20 protein-coding genes are annotated in these 23,595 nt (G+C 57.1%); 2 read left to right on the forward strand and 18 right to left on the reverse strand.

Annotated features, from left to right (window positions below; genetic code table 11):
• Positions 1-11: 11 nt before the first annotated feature.
• From hisD to ltnD, 11 genes are all read right to left on the reverse strand, one after another.
• Positions 12-1,334, reverse strand: coding sequence for a histidinol dehydrogenase (hisD, locus tag ACUNV4_RS22105; protein WP_430880799.1), 1,323 nt, complete (start codon positions 1,332-1,334; stop codon positions 12-14).
• Positions 1,335-1,351: 17 nt separating this feature from the next.
• On the reverse strand, positions 1,352-2,152 hold the full coding sequence (locus ACUNV4_RS22110; protein WP_430880800.1) for an ABC transporter permease: 801 nt from the start codon (positions 2,150-2,152) through the stop codon (positions 1,352-1,354).
• 49 nt (positions 2,153-2,201) lie between these two features.
• Positions 2,202-3,140, reverse strand: a complete 939-nt coding sequence (locus ACUNV4_RS22115) for an ABC transporter permease (RefSeq protein WP_430880801.1) — start codon at positions 3,138-3,140, stop codon at positions 2,202-2,204.
• A gap of 65 nt (positions 3,141-3,205) precedes the next feature.
• A complete protein-coding gene (locus ACUNV4_RS22120; protein WP_430880802.1) occupies positions 3,206-4,300 on the reverse strand; it encodes an ABC transporter substrate-binding protein in 1,095 nt (364 codons plus the stop codon).
• Positions 4,301-4,333: 33 nt separating this feature from the next.
• Entirely contained in the window at positions 4,334-5,416 is a 1,083-nt protein-coding gene (locus ACUNV4_RS22125) for an ABC transporter ATP-binding protein (RefSeq protein ID WP_430880803.1), read from the reverse strand.
• 109 nt (positions 5,417-5,525) lie between these two features.
• On the reverse strand, positions 5,526-6,248 hold the full coding sequence (locus ACUNV4_RS22130; protein ID WP_430880804.1) for a UTRA domain-containing protein: 723 nt from the start codon (positions 6,246-6,248) through the stop codon (positions 5,526-5,528).
• Positions 6,249-6,299: 51 nt separating this feature from the next.
• Entirely contained in the window at positions 6,300-7,082 is a 783-nt protein-coding gene (locus ACUNV4_RS22135) for an SDR family oxidoreductase (RefSeq protein ID WP_430880805.1), read from the reverse strand.
• Positions 7,083-7,240: 158 nt separating this feature from the next.
• Positions 7,241-8,002: a hydroxypyruvate isomerase family protein gene (locus tag ACUNV4_RS22140; RefSeq protein ID WP_430880806.1), complete on the reverse strand. Its 762-nt coding sequence runs from the start codon at positions 8,000-8,002 to the stop codon at positions 7,241-7,243.
• The gene (gene otnC / locus ACUNV4_RS22145; protein WP_430880807.1) at positions 7,999-8,649 is read right to left on the reverse strand and encodes a 3-oxo-tetronate 4-phosphate decarboxylase; all 651 of its coding nucleotides are present in this window, start codon (positions 8,647-8,649) and stop codon (positions 7,999-8,001) included. The genes ACUNV4_RS22140 and otnC overlap by 4 nt, the downstream gene beginning before the upstream one ends.
• A gap of 2 nt (positions 8,650-8,651) precedes the next feature.
• On the reverse strand, positions 8,652-9,908 hold the full coding sequence (gene otnK, locus ACUNV4_RS22150; RefSeq protein WP_430880808.1) for a 3-oxo-tetronate kinase: 1,257 nt from the start codon (positions 9,906-9,908) through the stop codon (positions 8,652-8,654).
• Positions 9,908-10,810, reverse strand: a complete 903-nt coding sequence (gene ltnD, locus ACUNV4_RS22155) for an L-threonate dehydrogenase (RefSeq protein ID WP_430880809.1) — start codon at positions 10,808-10,810, stop codon at positions 9,908-9,910. Before ltnD ends, otnK begins: the two co-directional genes overlap by 1 nt.
• Before the next feature lie 142 nt (positions 10,811-10,952).
• On the opposite strand from ltnD, the gene ACUNV4_RS22160 reads away from it, so the two are divergent.
• The gene (locus ACUNV4_RS22160) at positions 10,953-11,429 is read left to right on the forward strand and encodes a MarR family winged helix-turn-helix transcriptional regulator (protein ID WP_430880810.1); all 477 of its coding nucleotides are present in this window, start codon (positions 10,953-10,955) and stop codon (positions 11,427-11,429) included.
• A 108-nt stretch (positions 11,430-11,537) separates the two neighbouring features.
• Positions 11,538-14,105, forward strand: coding sequence for a GcvT family protein (locus ACUNV4_RS22165; protein ID WP_430880811.1), 2,568 nt, complete (start codon positions 11,538-11,540; stop codon positions 14,103-14,105).
• Positions 14,106-14,126: 21 nt separating this feature from the next.
• Here ACUNV4_RS22165 and ACUNV4_RS22170 read toward each other — a convergent pair whose 3' ends face one another.
• The 7 genes from ACUNV4_RS22170 to ACUNV4_RS22200 all read right to left on the reverse strand — a co-directional run bounded on the left by ACUNV4_RS22170 (position 14,127) and on the right by ACUNV4_RS22200 (position 23,325).
• On the reverse strand, positions 14,127-15,806 hold the full coding sequence (locus ACUNV4_RS22170; RefSeq protein WP_430880812.1) for a two-component system sensor histidine kinase NtrB: 1,680 nt from the start codon (positions 15,804-15,806) through the stop codon (positions 14,127-14,129).
• Between the two features lie 339 nt (positions 15,807-16,145).
• Positions 16,146-18,464 carry a DUF4962 domain-containing protein gene (locus ACUNV4_RS22175; RefSeq protein WP_430880813.1) on the reverse strand — a complete coding sequence of 773 codons (2,319 nt, stop codon included), beginning with the start codon at positions 18,462-18,464 and terminating at the stop codon, positions 16,146-16,148.
• Between the two features lie 109 nt (positions 18,465-18,573).
• Positions 18,574-19,521 carry a hypothetical protein gene (locus ACUNV4_RS22180; RefSeq protein ID WP_430880814.1) on the reverse strand — a complete coding sequence of 316 codons (948 nt, stop codon included), beginning with the start codon at positions 19,519-19,521 and terminating at the stop codon, positions 18,574-18,576.
• Between the two features lie 55 nt (positions 19,522-19,576).
• Complete coding sequence (locus ACUNV4_RS22185) at positions 19,577-20,458, reverse strand: carbohydrate ABC transporter permease (protein WP_430880815.1); 882 nt, start codon at positions 20,456-20,458, stop codon at positions 19,577-19,579.
• 11 nt (positions 20,459-20,469) lie between these two features.
• Positions 20,470-21,393 (reverse strand): ABC transporter permease, encoded by a 924-nt coding sequence (locus ACUNV4_RS22190; RefSeq protein WP_430880816.1) that lies wholly within the window; start codon positions 21,391-21,393, stop codon positions 20,470-20,472.
• A 5-nt stretch (positions 21,394-21,398) separates the two neighbouring features.
• Entirely contained in the window at positions 21,399-22,508 is a 1,110-nt protein-coding gene (locus ACUNV4_RS22195) for an ABC transporter ATP-binding protein (protein ID WP_430880817.1), read from the reverse strand.
• Positions 22,509-22,563: 55 nt separating this feature from the next.
• Entirely contained in the window at positions 22,564-23,325 is a 762-nt protein-coding gene (locus ACUNV4_RS22200; protein ID WP_430880818.1) for a GntR family transcriptional regulator, read from the reverse strand.
• Positions 23,326-23,595: the final 270 nt, after the last annotated feature.

Below are 23,595 nucleotides of genomic sequence, written 5' to 3' on the forward strand. Positions count from 1 at the left end.
TCGTCCAGCGCCTATCCGGCCTCGAACGCCTTTGTGCGCATCTCCGACACCGCGTTTTCGTGTGCATCGAACCCTTCGTACCGTGCCATCTTCCGGGCATAGGGCGCCAAGGTGTCGTAACCCTTTCTTGTCACATGGCCGATCGAGACCAGCTTCAGGTAATCATGCACACCCAGGGGTGAGCGCGTATGTGCGCTTGCATTGGTTGGCAGCACAGCATTGGGACCAAGCGTGAAATTACCGATACAGATCGGCGTATGTTCTCCCAGCAGTATCTCCCCGGCATTGCGTATGGCGCCCAGGTAGTCATGCGCATCCTTCGAGTGTATCTGCAGATGTTCGGGAGCATACTCATTGACGAAAGCGATGGCCTCTTCAATGGAGTCAGTCAGAATCACTCCGCCTCGCGGACCACACAGCACCGTGGATGAAAACGCCACTCGCTGTTCACTCATCTGCTTCCAATATCCGGGAATGGCCGCAATCGCAGCTTCGGCAACCGCCCTTGATGAGGTCACCAGATAGGCAGAGCTGTCAGGTCCGTGCTCGGATTCGATCAGCAGATCCAGAGCGGCTACACGTCCATTGGCAGTCTCATCGGCCAGGATGATCGACTCGCTGGGACCGGCGGGTGGGCCCGGATCGAGACGGTCGGCCAGAACACGTTTGGCCGCGACCACCCAGGGGCTGCCCGGTCCGACGATCTTGCGACAACGCGGCACGGTCTGCGTGCCATGGGCAACGGCTGCGACGCCCTGAGCACCACCGCATTTGTAGACCTGTTCGACACCAGCGATCCTGGCTGCCACCAGAGTCGCCGCATCCACGTTGCCATCGGGCCCCGGCGGCGTGATGATGACCGGTTCGGGAACACCCGCCACGACGGCCGGAATGGCCGTCATCATGACAACACTGGGAAACGAACCCTTGCCTCTGGGAACATAGCAGGCTACCGAGCTGATCGCCTCAACCTTCTCCCCGGCAAAGACCCCCGGATGCATTTCCTTCATCCACATCTGCTCGGGCATCTGTGCCCGATGAAAGCGGCGCACATTGTCGCTGTTGTATTCCAGTATCTCGATGAAGTCCTTGTCAAGGCTGTCAAACGCCTTGTCGAAATCTGCAGGCGTGGCCGCAATGGCATCGGCAGCAACCGTAGAGCCATCGAATTGCCTGGCAAAGCGCGCCAGCGCTGCGTCACCCTCATCCCGAACAGCATGGATGATGGGCACGACCTTTTCCAGAAAAGGCCCCAGATCGCCTTCGGTACGCTGCAGCAAGGCAGCTTTCTGCGCATCGTCCAGCGACGCATGGTGATGGAAACTGATGTTCATGAATGCGGGAAGGCGGTTTATCGTGATTTGAGGAAGATGTCGAGTCCGACCAGACGGTCGAGCAACCAGACGGCAAGCAGTGCGACCACGATGTAGACGACCGATACCGCAGCCAGGTCTGGCGTGATGACACTGCGAATCGAATTGTAGATCTGCACCGGCAGGGTCACGGTGCGGGCATCGGTCAGGAACAGACTGACCAGAAACTCGTTGAACGCCAGAATGAACATCAGCAGTGCCCCGGTAATCACACCGGGCATGACTGCCGGCAGCGTCACGGCAAAGAACGTCTGCACCGGTGGTGCACCACAACTGTGAGCGGCATTCTCCAGCTCCGGGTCCAGACCGTTGACCGTCGAGCTCACCGACCAGATCATGAACGGCAGGTTGATCAGGCACAGCGCGACACCCACTGGCCAGATCTGCCCCAAAATGCGAATCTCACCGAAGAAGATCATCATGGCGATTCCGGATACCACCAGCGGTATGGTGAATGGCAGCAACAGATAGACCTGTATGGTCTGCTGGAAACGCATGCGATAGCGCACACAGGCCAGAGCTGCCAGCGTGCCCACGGGAATGGCCACCAGGGTACAGATGAAAGAGACATGCAGCGTGCGCAGGAATGCATCCTTGAAGTCATCCAGTTGCCACAGACGTTCATACCAGCGTAGAGAAAAACCATCTGGCGGAAACTGGATGATCTCACCCGAGGTGAACGAGGCACCAATGATGATGATGGTCGGCAGACTCAAGGTGATCAGACTGAAAGTCACCAATGTCCACAGGACCCAGTTCTTCGACGGCATGAGATTCATGCGCCCCCCTGACATCGCAACGTCTTCACCAACACGATCAACAGCTGACTCATTGCCGGATACTCAGCGTCCCGGCACCGGTGAGCCGGAACACGATGGCCACCAGGATACTGCCAAGTGTCACCAGGACAATGGACAGGGCAGCGCCCAGACCGGAATTGGACAATTGGAAAAAGCTGTCGTAGATCGCACTGGCGATGAAATCACTGGTACCACCACCCAGAATTTCCGGCATGGCAAAATCTGTCATGGTCAGGGTGAACACGACAACCCCGGCACCAACCAGTCCGGGCCTGGCCATGGGCAGAACCACATGCCAGAAGGCTCTTGTCCAGTGGGCACCCAGGCTTTCTGCTGCCAGTTCGATATCCTCGCCGATGGCAGTGATGGCCGGTACGATCAGCAACACGGCAAAGGGCAGCATGTACTGCACCAGACCGAAGATCACCGCACCGTTGTTGTAGATCAGATCCAGTGTCGGCAAATCCAGTGTCAGCAGCAGGCTGTTGATGATGCCTTCCTTGCCCAGGATGATCAGCCAGCCATAGGCACGTACCACCTGGCCGATGAAAAAAGGCAGAAACAGCGAAATCAGCAGGAACTTGCGCAACCTCGAGGACGAGGTTCTGACCATGACATAAGCATAGGGAAAAGCCAGAAACAGAGTCGCTGCCGTGACAATGGTCGCTGCCAGCAAAGTCCGCAACAGTACTCGCAGATAGACGGGTTGCTCCATGAGGAACAGGTAATTGTCCAGCGTGTAGGCTTCCTTCAGGCGGTAGGTGGACAGATCCAGTTCGTGCAGACTGTACTCGATCATGTAGCCCAGACCGATCAGCAACACGCCTACCAGCAACAGGGCCGGTGTGATGAACAGCCAGCCGGTTGCCCCACGCAAGCGCGCTGGCCAGACCAGGGCTGCGATAGCTTCCAGCCTGTCCAGCAGTGTCCAGCGCAGTGGCAGTCTATCCGGTGTACGTTCAGGCAAGTCGGTGATTCACTCTAGGTAGCCGTGCAACCCCGGCAGCTGCCGGGGTTGCACCATGGGCATCATCAGCCCTGGAAAATCTCGTTGAACCGGGCGAACCATTTCGGCTGATTCTCGACCAGTACGGGCGACGGCACACTGACCAGTCTGGCAAAATCTTCCGGTTTCGTCGGGTAGGACAGATCGTCGACCAGATCTTCCGGTGGTGCGATTCCCGGAAACACGGGAGGCAATCCGAGCAGGGAACACCATTTTTCCTGTGCTTCTCTGGAGAGTGCGAAGTTCACGAACTCCTTGGCCCAGAACTCTTCGTTCTCCGGCAAGCCTCTGGGAATCCACAAACCGTCGGTATCCACCTTGCAACCCTCTTCCGGTACGGTCCACTGCACATCGATACCGTTCTGGCGAGCTGCCCGTGCATTCACCGAGATGGTGCAGGCCAGATCGATCTCGCCGTTCTGGAACCAGGTCGTGAAGTCGGAGTCCTCACCCAGCAATGGCTCGTTCGCCTTGAGCTGACGATAGAATTCGTAACCCGGCTCCATATTGTCGGGAATATCGTCGAATGTGCCGCCACCGGCGATCACCGCGATGGGGTTGAATCCGATGCCGTCGTCGTACAAGGCGATGCGCCCCTTGTATTTCGGGTCCAGCATGGTCTTCCAGGACGTGGGCGGACCATCGGGAAACGCCTCGGGACGATAGGCGCAGACATAGACATAGGCGTAGGTGTTGACCAGCGGATAGCCTTCCAGTCCGGCAGGTTTCGCCAGCGGCAAGAGGCCTTCGAGGTTGGGCAGATCACTCAGATCGACAGTCACACCCCGCAACGCGGAAATCGTTGCGTTGGTCGAGGTGTCCCAGTTGACATGGATGGGCGGAATGCGTCCCTGATCGACAGCCGACCAGATCTTCGGCTTGATCTCGTTGTCTTCCGTGAAATCCAGGCGCACCTTGATGCCGGTGGCTTCGGTAAACGGGTCGGCAACGCCCGCCTTGAGTGCATCGCCCCAGGCGCCTCCCCAGGCGCGCACGATCAACTCTCCGGGCTTGTCATTGGCTCTGAGCAGGGAAGGAAATGCCAGGGCTCCGGCGGCGGCCGCACTGGCCTTGAGTGCCGCGCGTCGCCGCATGCTCTGTATCGGTAGTCTGTTCATCATCACGATCCTCTGATTCAAGATTTTCAGGTTCTGCTATTTAACGACAGGGAACGCATAGAACGACTCTGCATTCCAGCCCAGATGCACGATGGCTCCAACCTCATGTTCAGCGTGCTTGCCGGGATCATGATCGAACACATGGATGAATGAACCATTCATGTCTTCGACATGAACCTCATACACCATTCGATCACCTTCGAAGATGCGCTGGCGAACAACACCCGTGACCGCATTCTCCCAATGCCGGGCATCTTCCTCGAACAGAACGACCTGTTCTGCACGCACAGCACAGTCGATGACATCACCGACCGAAAACAATTGTCCGTTACCCCGAGCCGTCATCGTGACGCCACCCATATCCACCGACAGCCTGCCTTCCCGGATGGCCGTCACGCTGCCCTTGAACATGGACGTAACGCCGAGAAAACCTGCCACGAAGCGATTTCCGGGGCTGTGATAGACCTCGCGCGGTGTATTGGCCTGCTGCACCACGCCCTCATCCATGACGATCATGTGATCGGACATGACCAGCGCTTCGCGTTGATCATGAGTCACATTGATCGTGGTGACGCCAAGCTCCTGCTGAATACGCCTGAACTCCAACTGCATCTCCTCCCGCAGCTTCTTGTCCAGAGCTGACAAGGGCTCATCCAGCAACAGCAGATCCGGACTGAAGGACAGGGCGCGGGCAATGGCCACACGCTGTTGCTGTCCACCTGACAGTTGATGAGGCCGGCGATCGGCAAGATGTTCCAGCTTGACCAGCGCCAGATATCGGTTCACCAGTTCGGGGATCAATGCCGGATTGAAACGACGCATGCGCAGTGGAAAGGCAACGTTCTCAGCGGCAGTCATGTGAGGAAACAATGCCAGCTTCTGGAACACCATGCCGATCGAGCGCCGGTAAGCCGGCACGGATTCGACATTCTGCCCGTTGATCAGAATCTCGCCCCGGGTCGGTTCATCAAACCCGGCAATCATTCGCAGCAAGGTGGTTTTGCCACAACCACTGGGGCCAACGATGGTCAGGAAATCACCGCGCTGCAGAGAGAGACTCGCGTTATCGACCGCGACAGTCTGGCCGAAGGCTCTGGAGACATTCCTGATCTCAACCATGTGTGCAGCTGTACTCATAACTCCCGGCTCTAACGGCATGTGTCTGCAAGACGGTAAGGAAGTTTACCCCTCGTCCCTTGTATATACAAGATACAGGAATATCCCGATGTCAACGCGACAGATCGCCGGGACAGAGCCTGACAGTCACACGAAACTGATCGCCAGGATGCGAAAAGTAGCCCAGCGTCACAATTCTGGAACCCACCCAGGTTCGCCTTCTGATTCTCAGCAGTGGACAATTCGCCTCCAGTTTCAGCCAACGACGCTCTTGCGCATCGGGTGTACAGGCCTCGACCACCTGTTCCAGCTCGGATACCGGCGCGATCGACTGGAAATAGCGAAATGTCGAGGTGGCTTCCAGGTCCTGCTTCAGCAGATCGGGCGAAAAATCCTCGCGCACGAAGCGACGCTCCAGCTGCATCGGAACACCATCGGAATAATGCAATATGGCCACATGCAGAACCTGTGCGCCCTTGCCGACTTCCAGTAGCTCCCCCACTCGCCGATTCGCCTGCCGTCGTTCTGCGACCAGCACCTTGCAGGAATAATCCGCGCCCAGCTCGAGTACGAAATCACGAATGTCCCTGAGCTCGACAAGAGAGGTCATGGGGCGAGCGTTGCTGACAAAGGAACCAACGCCCTGCAGCCGAGTGATGAGCCCATCGCGTGTCAGCTCTCGCAGCGCCCGGTTGACCGTCATTCGGGAGACGTCCAGCGCCTCGACCAGGGCGCTCTCCGATGGCAACTTGGCGCCCGGCAGATATTTTCCGTCACTGATCGCATCGGTGATGTGGCGCTTTACCTTGACGTACAACGGTGCCGGGTCATTCATCGGACTGGACTCTCATCGATCACTATCGAAATTCATGAGGATTCTCCCGCCTCAGATGGCAGCGAGATATCCGCCATCAACATAGAAGATCTGGCCACTGACATAGGCGGATGCATCACCTGCCAGAAAGACGCCCAGCCCTACCAGATCTTCCAACCGGCCAAAACGTTGCATCGGAATCTTCGACAACATGGTGTCCTGCCACTGGGCATCCTGATAGAACTCTTCTGTCAATGCCGTACGAAAATAGCCGGGACCCATGGCATTGACTCGGATGCCGCGAGGCGCCCATTCGGTACTCAATGCTCGCGTCATTCCCAGCAGGCCGCTTTTGCTGCTGGTATAGGCCGTTGCTCCCGGAACCCCAACCGCGGATGTCAGCGAGCCAAGATTGATGATGCTGCCTTGCTTGTCATGCGCCAGCAAGGCGCGAGCAAAATGCTGCGCCATGAAGAAGGATCCCTTGAGATTGGTATCGCAGATGGTGTCCCACAATTGCGCGTCCACATCCACGGACGGACAGACCTGCTCGACGCCGGCATTATTGACAAGAATGTCAGCCAGGATGCCGTCGGCCTGCAGGGACCCGAACAATTCCTCGATCGACCCTGTACGGCTGACATCCAGCGTACGCACATGGCAATGACGCCCCAGCGCGTCGATGCAAGAGGATACGTCCTGCAATGAGCCTTGCGAACGCGCAGTCAGGACAATATCGGCACCCGCAGCGGCCAGCCCCATTGCCAGGGTCCGACCGATACCTCGACTGGCACCCGTGACGATTGCGGTACTGCCCTGCAGGTCAAACAGGGCATTGACGGACTCCGGAGTCATCCGGCCACCTTTGCTGATTCTGGATTTCAGGTTGACGATAGCCTGTATATACAGGCAGTGTCAACCAGTCGAAGCCCCCTCGAAACAGTATGAAAACCTACTCCTGCAGGCCTTTTTCCTCGGGAATACTGCCTGCCGGCTCCGTCACAGCACGGGCATCAACGGTATCCGCGCAACCAGCCAAGCGTGGAATCGGTGTCGCCTCCAGGCTTGTATTCAGCGCCCAGCGGTGCCGCGTAGCCCAGTTCGTCGATCAGCCGGAACACATGATCATAATTGATCTCTCCGTGATCCGGTGCACCACGATCAGGCACCGAAGCAAACTGGATGTGACCGATTCGCGGCAGTAGTTCGGACAGGCGGTGGCTCAGATCACCCTCCATCAACTGCACATGATAACAATCGAACATCAGCTTCAGATTGTCAGCTGCCACAGCATCCATGATGTCGAGCGCCTGAGTGGTGGTATTCAGAAAATACCCCGGGGCATCGTAGTGGTTCAGTGGTTCGATCAGAATGGTGATGTGCCGCGCGGCGGCCATTACGCAGGCGTACTGCAGGTTCGATACAAAGGTGGTGTGTGCTTCCTCACCCGCGGCAAAACCGGCCATGACATGCACATTGGGAATGCCAACAGCATCTGCATAGGCTATCGCCGCATCTATCGACTGACGAGCCTCTTCGACTCGTCCGCTCAATGCGGCCAGACCGTTATCGCCGGCATCCGGGTTGCCACGCGAGGTGTTGAGCCCCAGCATGGTCAGCCCCGTATCCGCCAGCGCCTGGCGAAGCTGCTCGGGAGGCGTGTCATACGGCCAGTGACACTCCACAGCATCGAAACCGGCGCTGGCAGCGGCGCGCACGGCGTCGGGCAGACTCGATTCGGTCCATAGAAAACCGAGATTGGCAGAAAATTTCAAGCTTCCCACTCCACATCAAAATGCGATACCAGATCAGCGATCTGATCTGAATTCAGTGCACGCGCGGCATGACCGCGCATCATCATTGCCAGTCGGGCCGTGTCTTCCAGCTCCTCGATGGCGTTACAGGCTGCCTCGACATCCTTGGCGGCAACCACCGGGCCATGATTGGCCAGCATCACGGCACTGCGCTTGCCCGCCAGACCGCGTACGGCCTCCCCCATCGCCGGATCGCCGGGTCGAAAGTACGGCAGCAGTTTGACTCGCCCGAGCTTCATGATCCCGTATGGAGTCAGCGGTGGCAGAAAGTTGTCTTCATCGACCTCGGGCATCAGTGACCAGGCCACCGCATGACAGGAATGCAGATGCACCACGGCACCAGCCGTGCTTCGCGTGGTATAGAAGGCCGAATGCAGTGACATTTCCTTGGTGGGTGAATCTCCGTCGATCAGTCGGCCGTCTGCATCGAACCGGGACAGACGCCCCGGATCGAGACGCCCGAAACTGGTGCCCGTGGGTGATACCAGCAAACCACCATCAGCCGTCCGGGAAGAAATGTTGCCGGTACTGCCACTGGTCAACCCCCGGTCGAACAACGATTTGGCCAGCAGGCACATCTGTTCGCGCAAGTCGGCTTCTGCACTCATCGCTATTCCTGCCCTGACAGGCCCAGCACCCTGGCGGCCTTCTCGAAATAGTCCGGCGCCCCGAAATTGCCGGATTTCAAGGCAATCACCAGACTGTCACCCGCTCTCAGCGCAGGTACGCCCGGATCGATCTCGGGACCGATTTCCAGAGTGTCCAGTTGCAGACCCTCCACCACGGCCCCCGAGGTCTCACCACCGGCGGTCAACAGGCGATTGACACCCCCAGCCACCAGGCACCGGGCCACTTGCGCGAAAAAGGACTCCAGCGCTTCGGCCGATCGCTCCCGACCAAAACGTGCCTGCACCTCCTTGACAACCATCGGGTCAGCCGAACTGTAGGCCAATGGCACACCGTCGGCGTTGATCAGAAAATCCGCGACGCCCTGCGGTGTGACTCTGCCTTCGATGACATCGGCGGCCACAATCTCCATGCCGGGCGCCTTTTCGAGATGCCGTGCCACCTGCTCGCGGGTCGCCGTGGAACAGGACCCGGACAAGGCGACGCACTTGCCGGATTCCCCTCGCCAGTGAGCCCCCGAACCAGTGATCAGACCTCGCCGTCTGAAGTTCTCGGGCAAGCCCAGAGCAACGCCGGATCCTCCGGTAATCAGGGGCAGCGTATCCACGGCTGCGCCGATCTGCATCAAGTCTTCATCCCGCAGGGCATCCACCACGATCAGTCGTTTGCCCTGTTCATGTTGTTCATCCAGAGCCGCACGAATGGCCTCACTGCCGGCAAACACCGACGCTGCAGCCACATGCCCCACTTCGAATGTCGTCTGCGGACGCAACCAGCGGCGGATATCCGGATCGGTCATGGGCGTCAGCGGGTGATTCTGCAATCCGCTTTCGTTCAACAGGGTGTCCTTGACGAACAGATGCCCCTGATAGATGGAGCGGCCCGTCCCGGGAAACGCCGGACAGACGATGATCCGGTGGGCGTCGAGTGCTTCGGCGAGGGCATCCGCTACCGGTCCGATGTTGCCCTCCGGCGTGGAGTCGAAGGTGGAGCAGTACTTGAAAAAGAACTGTTCGCAACCTTGCGCCTGTAGCCACTCCAGGGCTTCGAGTGATTGTCGCACTGCATCAGCCGGGTCGATGGAGCGTGATTTCAGGGCGACCACGCCGGCCTCGACTATCGAGTCGGCAGCAGTGGAGGGTACTCCCGTGTACTGCACCACACGCATGCCCTGCTTGGCCAGGGTATTTGCCAGATCGGATGAGCCGGTGAAGTCATCCCCGATGCATCCCAGCAGCATCACGCCTCTCCCGGCAGTTCGAGGCCTGCATTGCGGGCGTAGACCTTGGCCACGGCGGCATCGTCCTCCTGCCCCAGACCGGATCCGGAGGCCGCCAGGAATTGCTGCAGGGCTGCCGCGGTCAGCGGCGCGCCGAACTTCGCCGATTTGGCAATATCCAGAACGATTCCCAGATCCTTGGGCCAGATATCGATGGACGAACGCGGCGTATAATCACCGTCCACAACATGAGGGGCTCGATTCTCCAGCATCCAGGAAGTACCTGCACATTTGCTGATCACATCCACGAAGGTCTGCGGTGCGATGCCCTGTGTCATGCCGAAGGTCATGGCCTCGGCCATGGCGGCAATATGGACGCCTGCCAACAACTGGTTCACGGCCTTCATCGCAGACCCCATCCCCACCTCATCACCCAGTTCGAAGACGGTCTCGGCGGTTGCATCCAGTACCGGACGCGCCGCGGCAAAACTCTCCTGACTGCCGGATGCCATCACGCTCAAGGCTCCCTGTGCCGCCTTGACGGATCCGCCGGAGATGGGTGCATCCAGATACAGTACGCCGGTCTCGGCACAGCGTTGTGCCATGGAGCGGGCAAATTCAGGCGGTACCGTCGCGCAGGCCATGACGACCGCACCCGCTCTGAGACCCGCCACGATGCCGTTGTCGCCAAACAGCACGCTCTCTGTCTGCGCGGCATTGAGCACCACAACGACAACAGCATCCAGCGTGCCAGCCACATCAGTCAGCTCACCGGCAGCACCGCCCTCTTCACGAAAGCGCTGCATTGCAGACTCAGCGATATCGACACCCCAGGTGGTGTGTCCCGCCTTGCGTATAGAGCTTGCCATGCCATACCCCATGGAGCCCAGTCCGATAACGGCAATATTCCTTGCTTCACTCATAACTGTCAGGGTTCTCGTAGCTGTCGATCGCAGAATGGACCAAACATAATACCTGACAGCCCGGTTCTCAGATACCGCGCCGGCACGGGGTCAGTTCAGCGGTTTGCAGGCCACCTCGACACACTGGTATATAGTGCCCAGCATGAACAAGACAGTCTCCAAGCCGTCAGATGGACTCCTGTTGCAGGACCAGTTGTGTTTCGCCCTCTATTCGACATCGCGCGCCATCACCCGCCAGTACAGCAAGCTGCTGGCGGACCTGGGTCTGACCTATCCGCAGTATCTGGCCATGCTGGTATTGTGGGAAGGTGATGGCATCACGATCCAGGCCATGGCTTCCCGACTGCAACTGGAGGGCGCAACCACCACCCCCCTGATACAGCGTCTGGAGAAACTGGGCCTTGTCAGTCGCGTACGCAGTCGAGATGACGAACGCCGTGTGATGATTCACCTGACCGACAAGGGGCACGATCTGTATCGTCGGGCGCTGGGTATCCCTGCCTCGATCCAATGCGCGATCGGGGTCGATGAGAAGAGCGCGCGCAGCCTGATGATGGCCTGCAACCGCATCAGGGATGTCATTCGCGCTGATGAGCAACCACCTGGCTCCGGTGCATGAGGTCAGCCTGGCGACGATGAGTGTCGCAATCATGACAATGAGAAGATCTGTTGTCGGTTTTACTATGGCCGCTACATACGGTCCTTGTGCTCTTCGAGTTAATTGATAATGGCTAAATTTCCAGAACAGGCGTCAGTTGTCATCATTGGTCAGGGCGGAATCGTCGGAGCGTCGGTTGCACACCACCTGATCGAGCGCGGCTGGAGCAACATTGTCGGTATCGACAAGTCTGCCATTCCGACCGACATCGGCTCTACAGCGCATGCATCGGATTTCTGCTACGCCACGGCGCACGATCAGATGACCTGCCACACCACCCTGTACAGCATCGACTTCTATGAAAAGAGAGGTCATTACGCCAAGGTGGGCGGGCTCGAGGTTGCCCGCGTGGGTGATGACGAACGAATGCTCGAACTGCAGCGCAAGGTTGCATCAGGCAAGGCCTTCGGCACGCGCGCAACCATGATCAGCGCCAGCGAGGCAAAGCAACGCATGCCCTTGCTGGAAGAGGATGTCATTCAGGGCGCCCTGTGGGATCCCGATGCAGGACTTGTCATACCGCGCTCGCAGGTTGTCGCCGGAGAACTGGTGGAAGAGGCCGAAAAAACAGGCAAGCTCACCACCTTTGCCAATACATCGGCAACCGGCCTGGATATACAGGAAGGTCGTATTGTCGGTGTGGAGACCAGCCGGGGTTACATCAAGGCCGACTACGTGGTGGTCTGTGCAGGACTCTGGGGACGACTGATTGCACAGATGGCTGGTGAGGACCTGCCTGTGATGCCGGTCGATCACCCACTCCTGTGGTTCGGGCCCTACGACGAATTTGCCGATACCGGCAAGGAAATCGGCTGGCCTTTGCTGCGCGATCAGGGCAACTCGGCCTACCTTCGCGACACCGGAGATCCACGAACGGCCGAAGGCGGCATGATCGAGTGGGGCTATTACGAGGAAAAGGAACCTCGCATGTGTCATCCTCGCGACCTTCAGGAAAAGGAAGAGGCTCGCCTGTCACCCTCTCAACGGGATCTGGAAATGGAACAGATCATGGAACCACTGGAACGGGCCATGGAGCTGACCCCTATCCTGGGTGAATTGGGTTTTGACGAAAAGCGCTCATTCAATGGCCTGCTGCAGGTCACCGCCGATGGCGGCCCTTCCGTTGGCGAGTCGGCCCGTGTCCGCGGTCTGTGGTACGCGGTGTCTGTCTGGGTCAAGGACGGACCCGGCACTGGCAAGCTTATCGCTGACTGGATGACCGACGGACGAACCGAACTGGATCATTTCGGTGTTGACGTGGCTCGCTACTATCCTTTTCAGCAGGAAGAACAATACATCCATGATCGCTGCTATGAGTCAGCCTTCAAGATATACAACCCTGCGGTTCACAATCGCGAGCCCTATTCCAAGGGACGTGGCATCCGGCAAAGCCCTTTCCACGAGCGTGAAAAGGCCCATGGCGCCCATTTCATGGAGGCGGCCGGTTGGGAGCGCGCCCATGGATACGCCGGCAATGAGCACTTGCTGGAAAAATTCGGCGACCGCGTACCGGTTCGTCAGTCGGAATGGGACAATCGCCACTTCTGGCGTGTGTCCAACGCCGAGCATCTGCAGCTGTCCGAAGATGTCGGCATGGTCAATCTGTCGCATTTTGCACTCTACGATGTGTCAGGCGTCGATGCCGAGGCCCTGATGGAATACCTGTGCGTGGCCAAGGTTGGAGGTGATACGCCGATCGGCAAGGGAGTCTACACCCACTTCATCGACCATGCCGGCGGTGTGCGAGCCGACCTGACCGTGATTCGACTGGCCGATGATCATTTCCGTGTCATCGACGGCGGTGACTCCGGCAATCGCGATTTCGTCTGGATGCAGCGTATCAGTCAGGACCATGGTTTTCCAGCCGTCAGCATCGTGGACCGCACGGAAGACTTCTCTTGCCTGGGACTGTGGGGTCCCAATGCACGCAGCGTCCTGCAAAAGGTCATCAGCGACCCGAACGCCGTCACCCAGGAAAATTTTCCGTTCGCAGCGGTCAGGACACTTCACATCGGTGACGTGGAAATCAGCGCTTTCCGGATTTCCTATGTCGGAGAACAGGGCTGGGAGTTGCATTTCGCCTACCAGGACGGGCTGGCCGTTTGGGATGCCCTGGCAGCTGAAGGCGTGACTCCGATCGGTGTGGAAACCTACGCCAACAGTCGTCGCCTCGAGAAGAGCCTGAGATTGCAGAATGCCGATTTGCTGACCGAATACAATCTGTATGAAGCCGGTCTTGCACGCCCCAAGGTCAAGGCTGCCGATTTCCATGGCAAACAAGCGTATCTGGAACAACGAGAACTCGAGCATCAGTCTGCCTATCTGTGTACCCTGGTCATGACAGACAACAAGGATGCCAATGGTGTGGCCCGATACCCGGTCGGCACCTGCCCGATCGTAGATCCGGAAACCGGCGATGTGCTGCAGGATGAGCATGGCCGACGTTCCTATACCACCAGTATCGCCTACGGACCCAGTCTGGGGAAGAACATTGCGCTGGGCTACCTGCCCCATGAGTATTGCCAGGAGGGACGTACACTGCTGATGGAGTATTTCGGCGAGCAGTACCCGGTAAGCGTTGAGGCAGTGGGTTACCGAGCCTTGTACGATGCAGAGAATGTCAGGCCGAAGTCCTGACATCAACAACTGGCGTGTCGTTCAGTCGGCACGCTCGGCATGGCTGTTTTCAAGCAGATCCTTCAACTTTTCAAGTATCGCGCCCCTGTTGAATGGCTTCTTCAGAAAAGCAACACCGGACAGACTCTCGAATTGCTCCATGGAATCCAGATTGGCAGAGCCGCTGACCAGAATGAACGGCAAGTCCGTGCGCAGCTGCCTGATCTGTCTGAACAATTCGAGACCATTGGTTTCGGGCATGCAGTAATCCACGACCGCAGCGCTGAACCTTGCCTCTGGAGCCCGTAGCAAGGCGAGTGCTGCCTCGCTGCCATCAGTACTCACCACCGTAAAGCCGTCGCTCTCCAGAAATGTCTGCAGGGTTTCCCTGACAGCACTGTTGTCATCCACGATCAGTATCGGGTAACGGTTCCTGTCAGTCTGTTGTGCGCTTGTTCCCGGACTGATGCTGGCAAAACGGCCGTCGCTCGACACACCAGGGCTGGCATCCTGCGCATGACCGCCTGGCCTGCCTTGTATTGCGCTGAGCGCAGAACGATCGTCGTCGGCAGCGTTTCCAGCCGAGTGATAAGCCCTGTTCGCTACCGGGAACAACAGGTCAATGGTGGTGCCCTGCCCCTCTGTGGATTCGACATGCAAGGTTCCACCATGACCCTTGATGGTGCCAATGACGGTAGCCAGTCCCAGACCTCTACCGGACATCTTCGTGCTGAAAAAGGGTTCGAAAACGCTTTTCATCACTTCGGCCGACATTCCCTGTCCTGTATCGCTGATGGTAAGGAGAACAAATGGACCGGAATGCAGCGCCGAGCCGATAACGGTATTCATCAGTTCCCTGGCGCTGTAGTGACGCTCACTGGTGCTGATGATGATCTTGCCTCGTTCCCCATCGATAGCCTCGGACGCGTTGATGACGACATTCACGAGAAGTTGGTGCATCTGTGCGATATCGGCATTGATCTCCGGAATATCGAAATCGAGACTGAACGACAGCGCTACATTCGTTGCAACAGAGGCATGTAGCATGTCGCTGAATTGGTGGATCAGCAGCGACAGGTTGATCGGTTTGCTGACAATCGGCGACTTGCCGGCATAGGTGACCAGCTGATTGGCAATTCTGGCGGCTTCATGAGCTGCTTTCAGTGATTCTTCCAGTGGAAGTGCTTCCGGAACGCCACGACCCATGCGATCCAGCGCCATCTCGGTACCGGCCATGATGATCGTCAGATAGTTGTTGAAATCGTGTGCGACACCTGCGGCCAGAACGCCGATGCTGTCCAGCTTCTGGGCATAGCGGACCTGCGCTTCGAGTTCCGATCGCTGCTCCTCATCCAGCGTCCTGCCGTCGACCCTTCTGGAGAATACCAGCACACCATCAACCTCACCGGTCGCATCATAATGAGGGTGCTTGTCCGTCTTGACCCATAATTTGCCAGCAACGGGTGTCTCGAATTGTTCGATGATGCTCAACCGCGACTGCCGGGAATTCATGACCTGCAGATCATCACTGAAGAAATCGCCTGCCTCGTCGGGAAACCACTGTTCCGCAGAAGTACCGATCATCGCACCCACGGTTGTACCCAGCATATCGGCAACAACCTGATTGGTTCTGACTATGCAGTTTCGCGTGTCCTTCTGAAAGAACATGAGCGGCATGACATCGAGAATTTCCTGAACCTCGTAGATCCTCTGGTTACTCACTGTCTTTTCATCCCGGAAAGCACCTTCACCCTGTCCCTGATGGTGCCATATCCTGCTGGAAAGTGTCGTTCCACGAGCAGCCGCGTGTAAAAATTACCGCAAGCCGTCACTGTCGGATCTTTCCTGATCAGCCACACCTGGTGCGATCAGACATACCCTGGCTGTGACTCCTGTGCCGCTCATACACCATGGGCAAGCCCCGCTCCATGAGCGGGGTGCCTTGCCTCTCAGCCTGCCTCTCAGCCTGCCTCTCAGCCTGCCTCTCAGCCTGCCTCTCAGCCTGCCTCTCAGTCAGGCCTCTCAGTCTTGCCCCTCAGTCAGGCCAGAGACTCGACCAGGCTATGCCTTCGCCAGCTTCTGCACGGTGACCTTGAAGGAATGATCATCTGCGTCGGTAAAATACAGATCACAGTCATAGCCCTGATCATCCAGAAAGTGAAATACACGTCGAGGCTGATCGAGCGGGTATGGCACGAGCAAGGTAGCGATTCGGTGGCGCCGCGATTCCGGATAGCAGACGCTCAGCTGCGAACTCACCGGCAAGCCTTCGATCTCGGCGGGGTCCACACCTGCAAAAGCAGCCTCCTGCCGTAACGTCGGCGCTCCAGCCTCGGACCACAGCACTTGCCCGTAAAAACCGGCTCTTTCCCCGGAGTAGCGGAAAGAATTCTTGCCCAGTTGCTGAGGCGTATTTGTATGTAATAGCCAGTCGATACTGACCGGTGAATCGGCATCGATACTGTCCACGATGACAAAATACTGGTTTCGTACAAAGTACACATCACGCAGCACGCTGCTGACTTCCGGACTCAGCGACGCATAGGCAGCCGTTGCATTGCCACGAATGTGCACATGATCTTCATGGGTCGTGGCAAATTCGATATTGCCTGACGCGCGCATGGTCCGTGCCTTGTCCTTGTCAGCGTATTGCCCCTTGCCATTGATCAGGATGGCGTTCTTCGAACGCGTCTGTCGTCTCCAGCGCTGATGCATGGAGCTGTTGAAAGCCACGTAGTAGCCCGACTGAATGGCGAGATCTTCGCCGAAAGCCGAGAACACGAACGCGTTCTGATCGCCATGACTGTGACTGACCGATCCATAGGGGCTGGACTTCATGACAAACTGGATGTGCTTGTCCGGAACATCCATGCTCACTTGCAACGCAACCCAGCCGATACCCTTGAACCAGCGCAGGACATCATCATCTGCTGGGGGTTGCGCCTCCACAACCGGATAATCATGCCGGTAGACCATGTCATCGAAGCGCAGATCCCACCAACCATAGTTGTAGAATTCCTTCTCGGTTCCCGGGTCATTGCGCAGGATTTCCTCGAAATACCATTGATAGGCACCGTTGCCGGTGACCCCGGCAAATTGACGCAGGTTGTAACCCACCTTCAGGCAGGGCAGGTCTCCCATGGTCGAGTCATCCCCGAACGTGCATCGACGAGTGTCGGGTGCTTTCGTGTACAGTGGAAAATCACCGGTTTTCTGAAAAAATGGCCGTTGGTAGATATCCAGCCCGGTAGCACTCTTGAGCAGATTGGCGGCATCGATCAGATAGGCCATGCCTGTCATCCAGTAGTGCGGCCCTTCCGCCCAGCCACCATCAGCATCGCCCCAGGGAGAATAGACGGTGAACAGGAACTCGATACTGTAATCCAGCCACTCACGAGCTTCCGGCTCTTCATGCAACATGGCCAGGCAAGCGGGAATCAGCACCGCAGAGACCGAACGCACCGCATGACTGTCAAACGGGAAAAGATGGATATTGGATTGCTGCATGACATGCACCGCAATCTGTCGGGTACGCGCCAGCAAGGCAGTGCGTACCAGCACCCGCTCTTCTTCGCTGAGTTCGTCATGCAACCAGTCATAACCCCATGCCAGCGCCAGATTGATGCGAAACGCCCATTCGTCGGTGTAGGCTCGTGATGTCGTGCCATCCGGGTCCCAACTGGCGGCCTCCAGCAGCCAGCTCTTCGCCTTCTCGAGCATCGGATCGTCTTCCAGAACCTTGCCGGCGATGGCCAGATGACGAATTGCATACAGCACTTCCTGACAATCGATATAGGTCTGGCGCCATACCGGTGGCGTGCGCTGATTGTTCGGGTATGGCAAGGGTTCAGGCAGGATGTCACGATCCATCCACGGCTGAACCGAATGCTTGAAGAAAACATCCCAGGCGCAGTAAGCCGGATCCTGACTGATCTCATTGCGGAAGCTGCCCAGTGATTCCTTGTTCAGCCACAATCGCGGGTGGCTCGGAGCAGTCCTTTCATATCTGACGTCGCGCGTCGGCAATGGCGTCTCCGGAAGGCCTTCACCAATATGAAAAGCACGCGACTTGCTCCATTGACTGAGCGCAGTGCCTGAATCCGGACACCACTCCGCATAGGACCAGACGTAGTCGCCAGGCGGCAGCGGCTCGTCCGGTGTATGAAAGTTCAGATGAATGTTTCTGTAGTAGCGGGTGTCAGCCTCTGCGTAATCTTCGCTGCCGGCAATACGCAGCACATAACGAGCATCCTCATCCAGTACCGGCAACCAGCAGAAACGCGGCGGATTCTCGGTAATCCGATCGCTTGCCTGCGGGCGGTAGCTGATCGTCAGCCCGCCCGCTGCGGGCTCATCCAGATAGGCAAGCTCTGGCTTCATGGAATTGCCTTTCTCGGACACTCGTGATGACATTGGAAAATAATCCCTGTAATGGTTTGAATCATGCGACCCACCCCGTATGCCGAGGTGGGTCGCCGGTTGCTGTTGATCAGCTTCCGTATTGACGGTCGTAAGCCGACTGCATGGCTTCAATGATCTTGTGGTAGCCCAGCTTGTCGAGCTGCTCCTGGTACTTGTCCCAGCCAGCTTCCACATCCTCGGTGCCCAGAATCCAGATCTGTTGCATTTCGAGCATATAGGTCAGCAGATTGCCCTGGTACTTGTCATAGACATTCTGCTCTTCCGGGTTCATGGAGACGCCAAGGAACTGCTCGGTCAGGTAATCCCCCGCTTCATACAGCGCTATGCTCTCCAGCCCCATTTCATTGGTCCACTGCACCTGGTATTCGAAATCCTGCCAGAATCCCTTGGGTATCTGTGCACCGATGTTCCACATCTGCGCATTGACCGGATCCGATGCATTCAGTACCTCAGGCTTGTAGATTGCCTTTCCATCCACCAGGTCGTAGTGCACACCTTCCACTCCGAAGTTCGACAGACGTCGACCGAGTTCGGTGAACCAGAAATCGAAATACTTGATGGTCTCGACCGGATGCTCATTGGAATAGCTGATGGCCGACTTGATGTCGGGTCGTGACTCGAAGAATGCCTTGATGTTCGGCGCATGTTCGTCGATCAGATCGTTCAGGGGCTGAAAGGCGCCTTCCTGACCATACTGATTGAATCCGTCCTTCAGGCGGTTGCCACCCACGATATCGGCCAGATCGCCCGAAGCAATCATCAGGTTGAAGGCATCGGCGCTTTTCTGGGTAGCCATCGAGGCAACACCATCGAGACTGATCCCGGTAAGCTCTGCCGCCCGCTTTTCCACCGGCCAGTCGTTGTCATAGACAATCTTGTCACCCGAATGGAAATGAATGGTCAGCGTCAGCGGCTTGTCGACGATTCGGTAGTCTTCGTCAGCCGCCAGTAGAGGGGCAGACAGCCCCAGGCTTGTAGCTATGGCGAACGCCAGTGGTAGTTTCATCGCTCTCATGGATTCCTCCGTTGGTAGTGATCTTGGGGTAGTGCCTGTGGTGTATGAATAGCCATCATTCCTTCACCCCACCCAGCAATATTCCCTTGTTGAAGTATTTCTGCAGGAATGGGTAGATGAACAGCACCGGTATGATCGATGCAACGATGATGGCAGCCGTGACCGTTTCGTAGGAATAGGCAGCTTCCAGCAAGGTACTGCCGAACTCCTCGTCATTGGTCAGCGACACGATGGTTTGTCGAAGAAAGACCTGCAAGGGAATCTTGCCTTCGTCACGCAGCAGGATCATGGCCCAGAAGAAGCCGTTCCAGCGTGACACGATACAGAACAATGCAACCGTGGCAATGGCCGGCTTGGACAAGGGAATATAGACTTTCCAGAGCACCTGGAAATCATTGGCACCATCCATTCTTGCCGCCTCTTCGAACGACTGCGGAATGCCTTCGAAGAAGTTGCGCAACAGGATCACGTTGAAGGCGTTGCAGGCGAAGCCGATGATGATCCCGAAATAGCTGTCCAGCAGCCCCAGGTCCCGCATATTGAGAAAGAACGGAATGAGCCCGGCATTGAACCACAGGGTAAAGGCCACGAACAGGTTCAGGAAACGTCGGCCGATCAACTGTGGTCTGGACAGTGCATAGGCACCGGGAATGATGATCAGCAGACTGACCAGCGTACCGAAGATCGTGTAGATGAAGGTGTTCATGTACGAGATCCAGAACTGCGACTCGTTCCAGACGTATTCATAGGCCGCCAGAGTCAGCTCTATGGGGCGGTAGATCACGTCACCGGCGGTCACCGCGGAACCGGAACTGAATGAAACCGCGGCTATGTAGATGAACGGATACAGCGTGCTCAGGGCGAACAGCGTCAGCAGAAAGATGTTGATCCTGACAAACAGCTTGTCGCCGCGGGAGTAGAGATTCATGTTTTGCATCGTTTTCTCCCCTACCAGAGCGACGTGCGCGTGAAGCGACGACTGATGGTGTTTGCTGTCATGACGAGGATGAAGGCAACGACTGCGTTGAACAGTCCGGCTGCCGCAGCCACATCGTACTGATTGCCTACCAGGCCCTGACGATAGATGAAGGTGTTGATGACATCAGCTGTCTGGAACGTGGCTGGCTGGTACAACAGGATGATCAGCTCGAAACCCACTTCCAGCAGATTGCCGATGCGAATGATCAGCATGATGATGATCGTTGGCAGTATGCAGGGCAGCGTGATCTTCCACATCATCTGCCAGCGGCTGGCTCCGTCGACCACGGCGCTCTCGTACAGGGACGGACTGACTCCGGCGATGGCTGCCAGATAGACAATCGACTGAAAACCGGCTTCCTGCCAGATACCGGACCCGATGAAAATCGGTCGGAACCACTCGGGCTGTGTCAGAAAGTAGATGGGATCGAAGCCCAGTTTCTGCAGCAACAGATTGACCACACCCGTTGACGGCGAGAAGATGTTGATGACAATACCGGCGATGATGACCAGAGAGATGAAGTGCGGCAGATACACGATGGTCTGCACCGTCTTTCTGAATTTCCCCTGGGCGATCTCATTGAACATGAGTGCCAGAATGATCGGCATCGGAAAACCGATCAGCAGATTCAGAAAACTGATGATGAAAGTGTTCTTGATGGCTCTGATGAACATGTCGCTGTCGAACAGCGAGCGGAAATGCTCCAGACCGACCCAGGGGCTGGCATCCACCCCCTTGAACAGACTGAAATCCTTGAATGCGATCTGCAAGCCATACATCGGCTTGTACAGAAACAGCAGAAACCAGATGATCAACGGGGCCAGCAGCAGATAGATCTGCCACTCCCGCTTGAAATGCTGTATGAGCCAGCTGCCTCTTGATGAATTCTTCATCGCGCCTACCCCCGCGCCTGATCGGCTTGGTAGAGCGCCGATCCGCTGTTCTCATCAAAGATCTTCACCCGTCCGACATCGACAAAGAACTGTTTGACGTCGTTGAGGTGTGTAATGTCGCCATGGGTAGGCGTCTTGATGACAAAGGGCTCCCCCCCCACACTGGCATGAATGAGCGCTTCCGAACCCAATGGCTCGATGAGGTTGACATCCAGCGGTACCGCTGGCTGACCACCCGATGATTCCAGCAGCACGTCTTCGGGACGTATACCGACAATCACCGACTGACCGGTGGCCGAGGCCAGCCCTTCGGCACGTGACAGGGGAATGCTGACGGTATCGGATATCTTTGCCTCCGGTCCATCAGCGCCATCGGTGATGGTTGCCTTGACCTGATTCATCGGAGGAGATCCGATGAAGCCCGCCACGAAACGATTGACCGGGTTCATGAACAATTCCATCGGAGTGCCAATCTGTTCGATTCGCCCTGCGCTCATGACCACGATTCGATCTGCCAAGGTCATCGCCTCGACCTGATCGTGAGTCACATAGATGCTGGTGACACCCAGACGCGCATGAAGCCGCTTGATCTCGGCACGCATCTGCGTTCTCAGTTGCGCATCCAGATTCGACAGGGGCTCATCGAACAGAAACACCTGCGGGTGGCGCACGATGGCTCGCCCCATCGCCACACGCTGGCGTTGACCGCCTGACAGATCGGCAGGTTTTCTGTCCAGATAATTCGTCAAACCGAGAATGTCGGCAACCTCGTCAACCGAGCGCTTGATCTCGTCCTTGTCGACCTTGCGTATTCTCAGACCGAAGGCAATGTTCTCGGCCACGTTCAGGTGCGGATAGAGCGCGTAGTTCTGAAAGACCATCGCAACATCGCGATCCTTGGGGGCAATATCGTTGACCACCCGATCTCCGATGGACAGCTTTCCGCCTGAGATCTCCTCGAGCCCGGCGATCATCCGCAACGTTGTCGACTTTCCGCAGCCCGATGGCCCGACCAGTACGACAAACTCCTTTGAATCCACCGTCAAGTCGATGCCGTGAACGACATCGACCTCACCATAACTCTTAAGGATCTTTTCCAGAACTACTTGAGACACTATTCACCTCCTAAGCAACCCGATGGGTGCTGCACACCGTGCGGGTCTGGTTTTCCTACGTTCTTGTGGTTCGAGTACCCGGCCTGGTAAAACCGGATGTTTCCATGAACGCCAGCAATTCCGGCAGCGCTGCCAGCTCCTGGAGTTCCCCTTCCAGTGAACCGATATGGCGCACCAGTGCGTACTGCGCTTCGTCCGAATCGCCACAACGGATAGCCTCGACAATCGCCTTGTGATCGCGGAGTACCACCGATCTCCTGCTGATCCTGAATCGGTGTTTCAGCTGGCGTATTCGATGTATTTCGCTTTGCGTGCGCTTGACGACTGCCCATGCTCCGGTGACACCGGCCATCTCGAAAAAGGCACGATGAAGCGCCTCGTCCAAGAGAAAGAAATTGGCGAAGTCTTCCCGGCTCAACGCCTCGGACTGCTGTTCGATGATCTCGTCCAGTTGCTCCAGGGCGCGACCATTGGCGTTATAGGTCGCTGCCCGACGCACGGCCCCGATCTCGAGTTGCAAACGGATGAAACAGGCTTCGATGTAGGTGTTGATGCGTATTGGCGTGACATAGGTGCCGCTCTTCGGAACCACACTCACCAGCCCGGTCTCTTCCAGTCGAATAAGCGCCTCGCGTACCGGCGTCTTGCTGGCCTTGAGTGCCTCCGCAATTTCCTTCTCCGTGATCAGCTGACCCGGCAGCAATCGGATCGAGACGATCAGCTGCCACAGCACATCGTAGATCTGGGCGACCAATCCCTGCCCTGGCTGCAGTTCAACACCATCCAGCAGATCTTCGATGGAGCTGAGTACCGGCAAATCTGTGATTTTCGGGGCAGGCACCTTGAGTCGCGATCCCTCATATACTTAATGGTGAATCTAAGATATCAGATATTGCTGACGCTTGTACACATGTCCTGATAGTTTTTTTACGGCATTACCTGTCCGCAACGCCAGATGAGTCTGTGGCCTTACTTTGCTATTTGCGTAACCAGCGGGGATCCGGACCGGGAGCTGGATCTGCATCGCTGCGACCGTGATGGTCACACACTGATCGCATTCAGACTCGGCAAAGAGATGCCAAGGCCA

Source organism: Granulosicoccus sp. 3-233 (assembly GCF_052681095.1).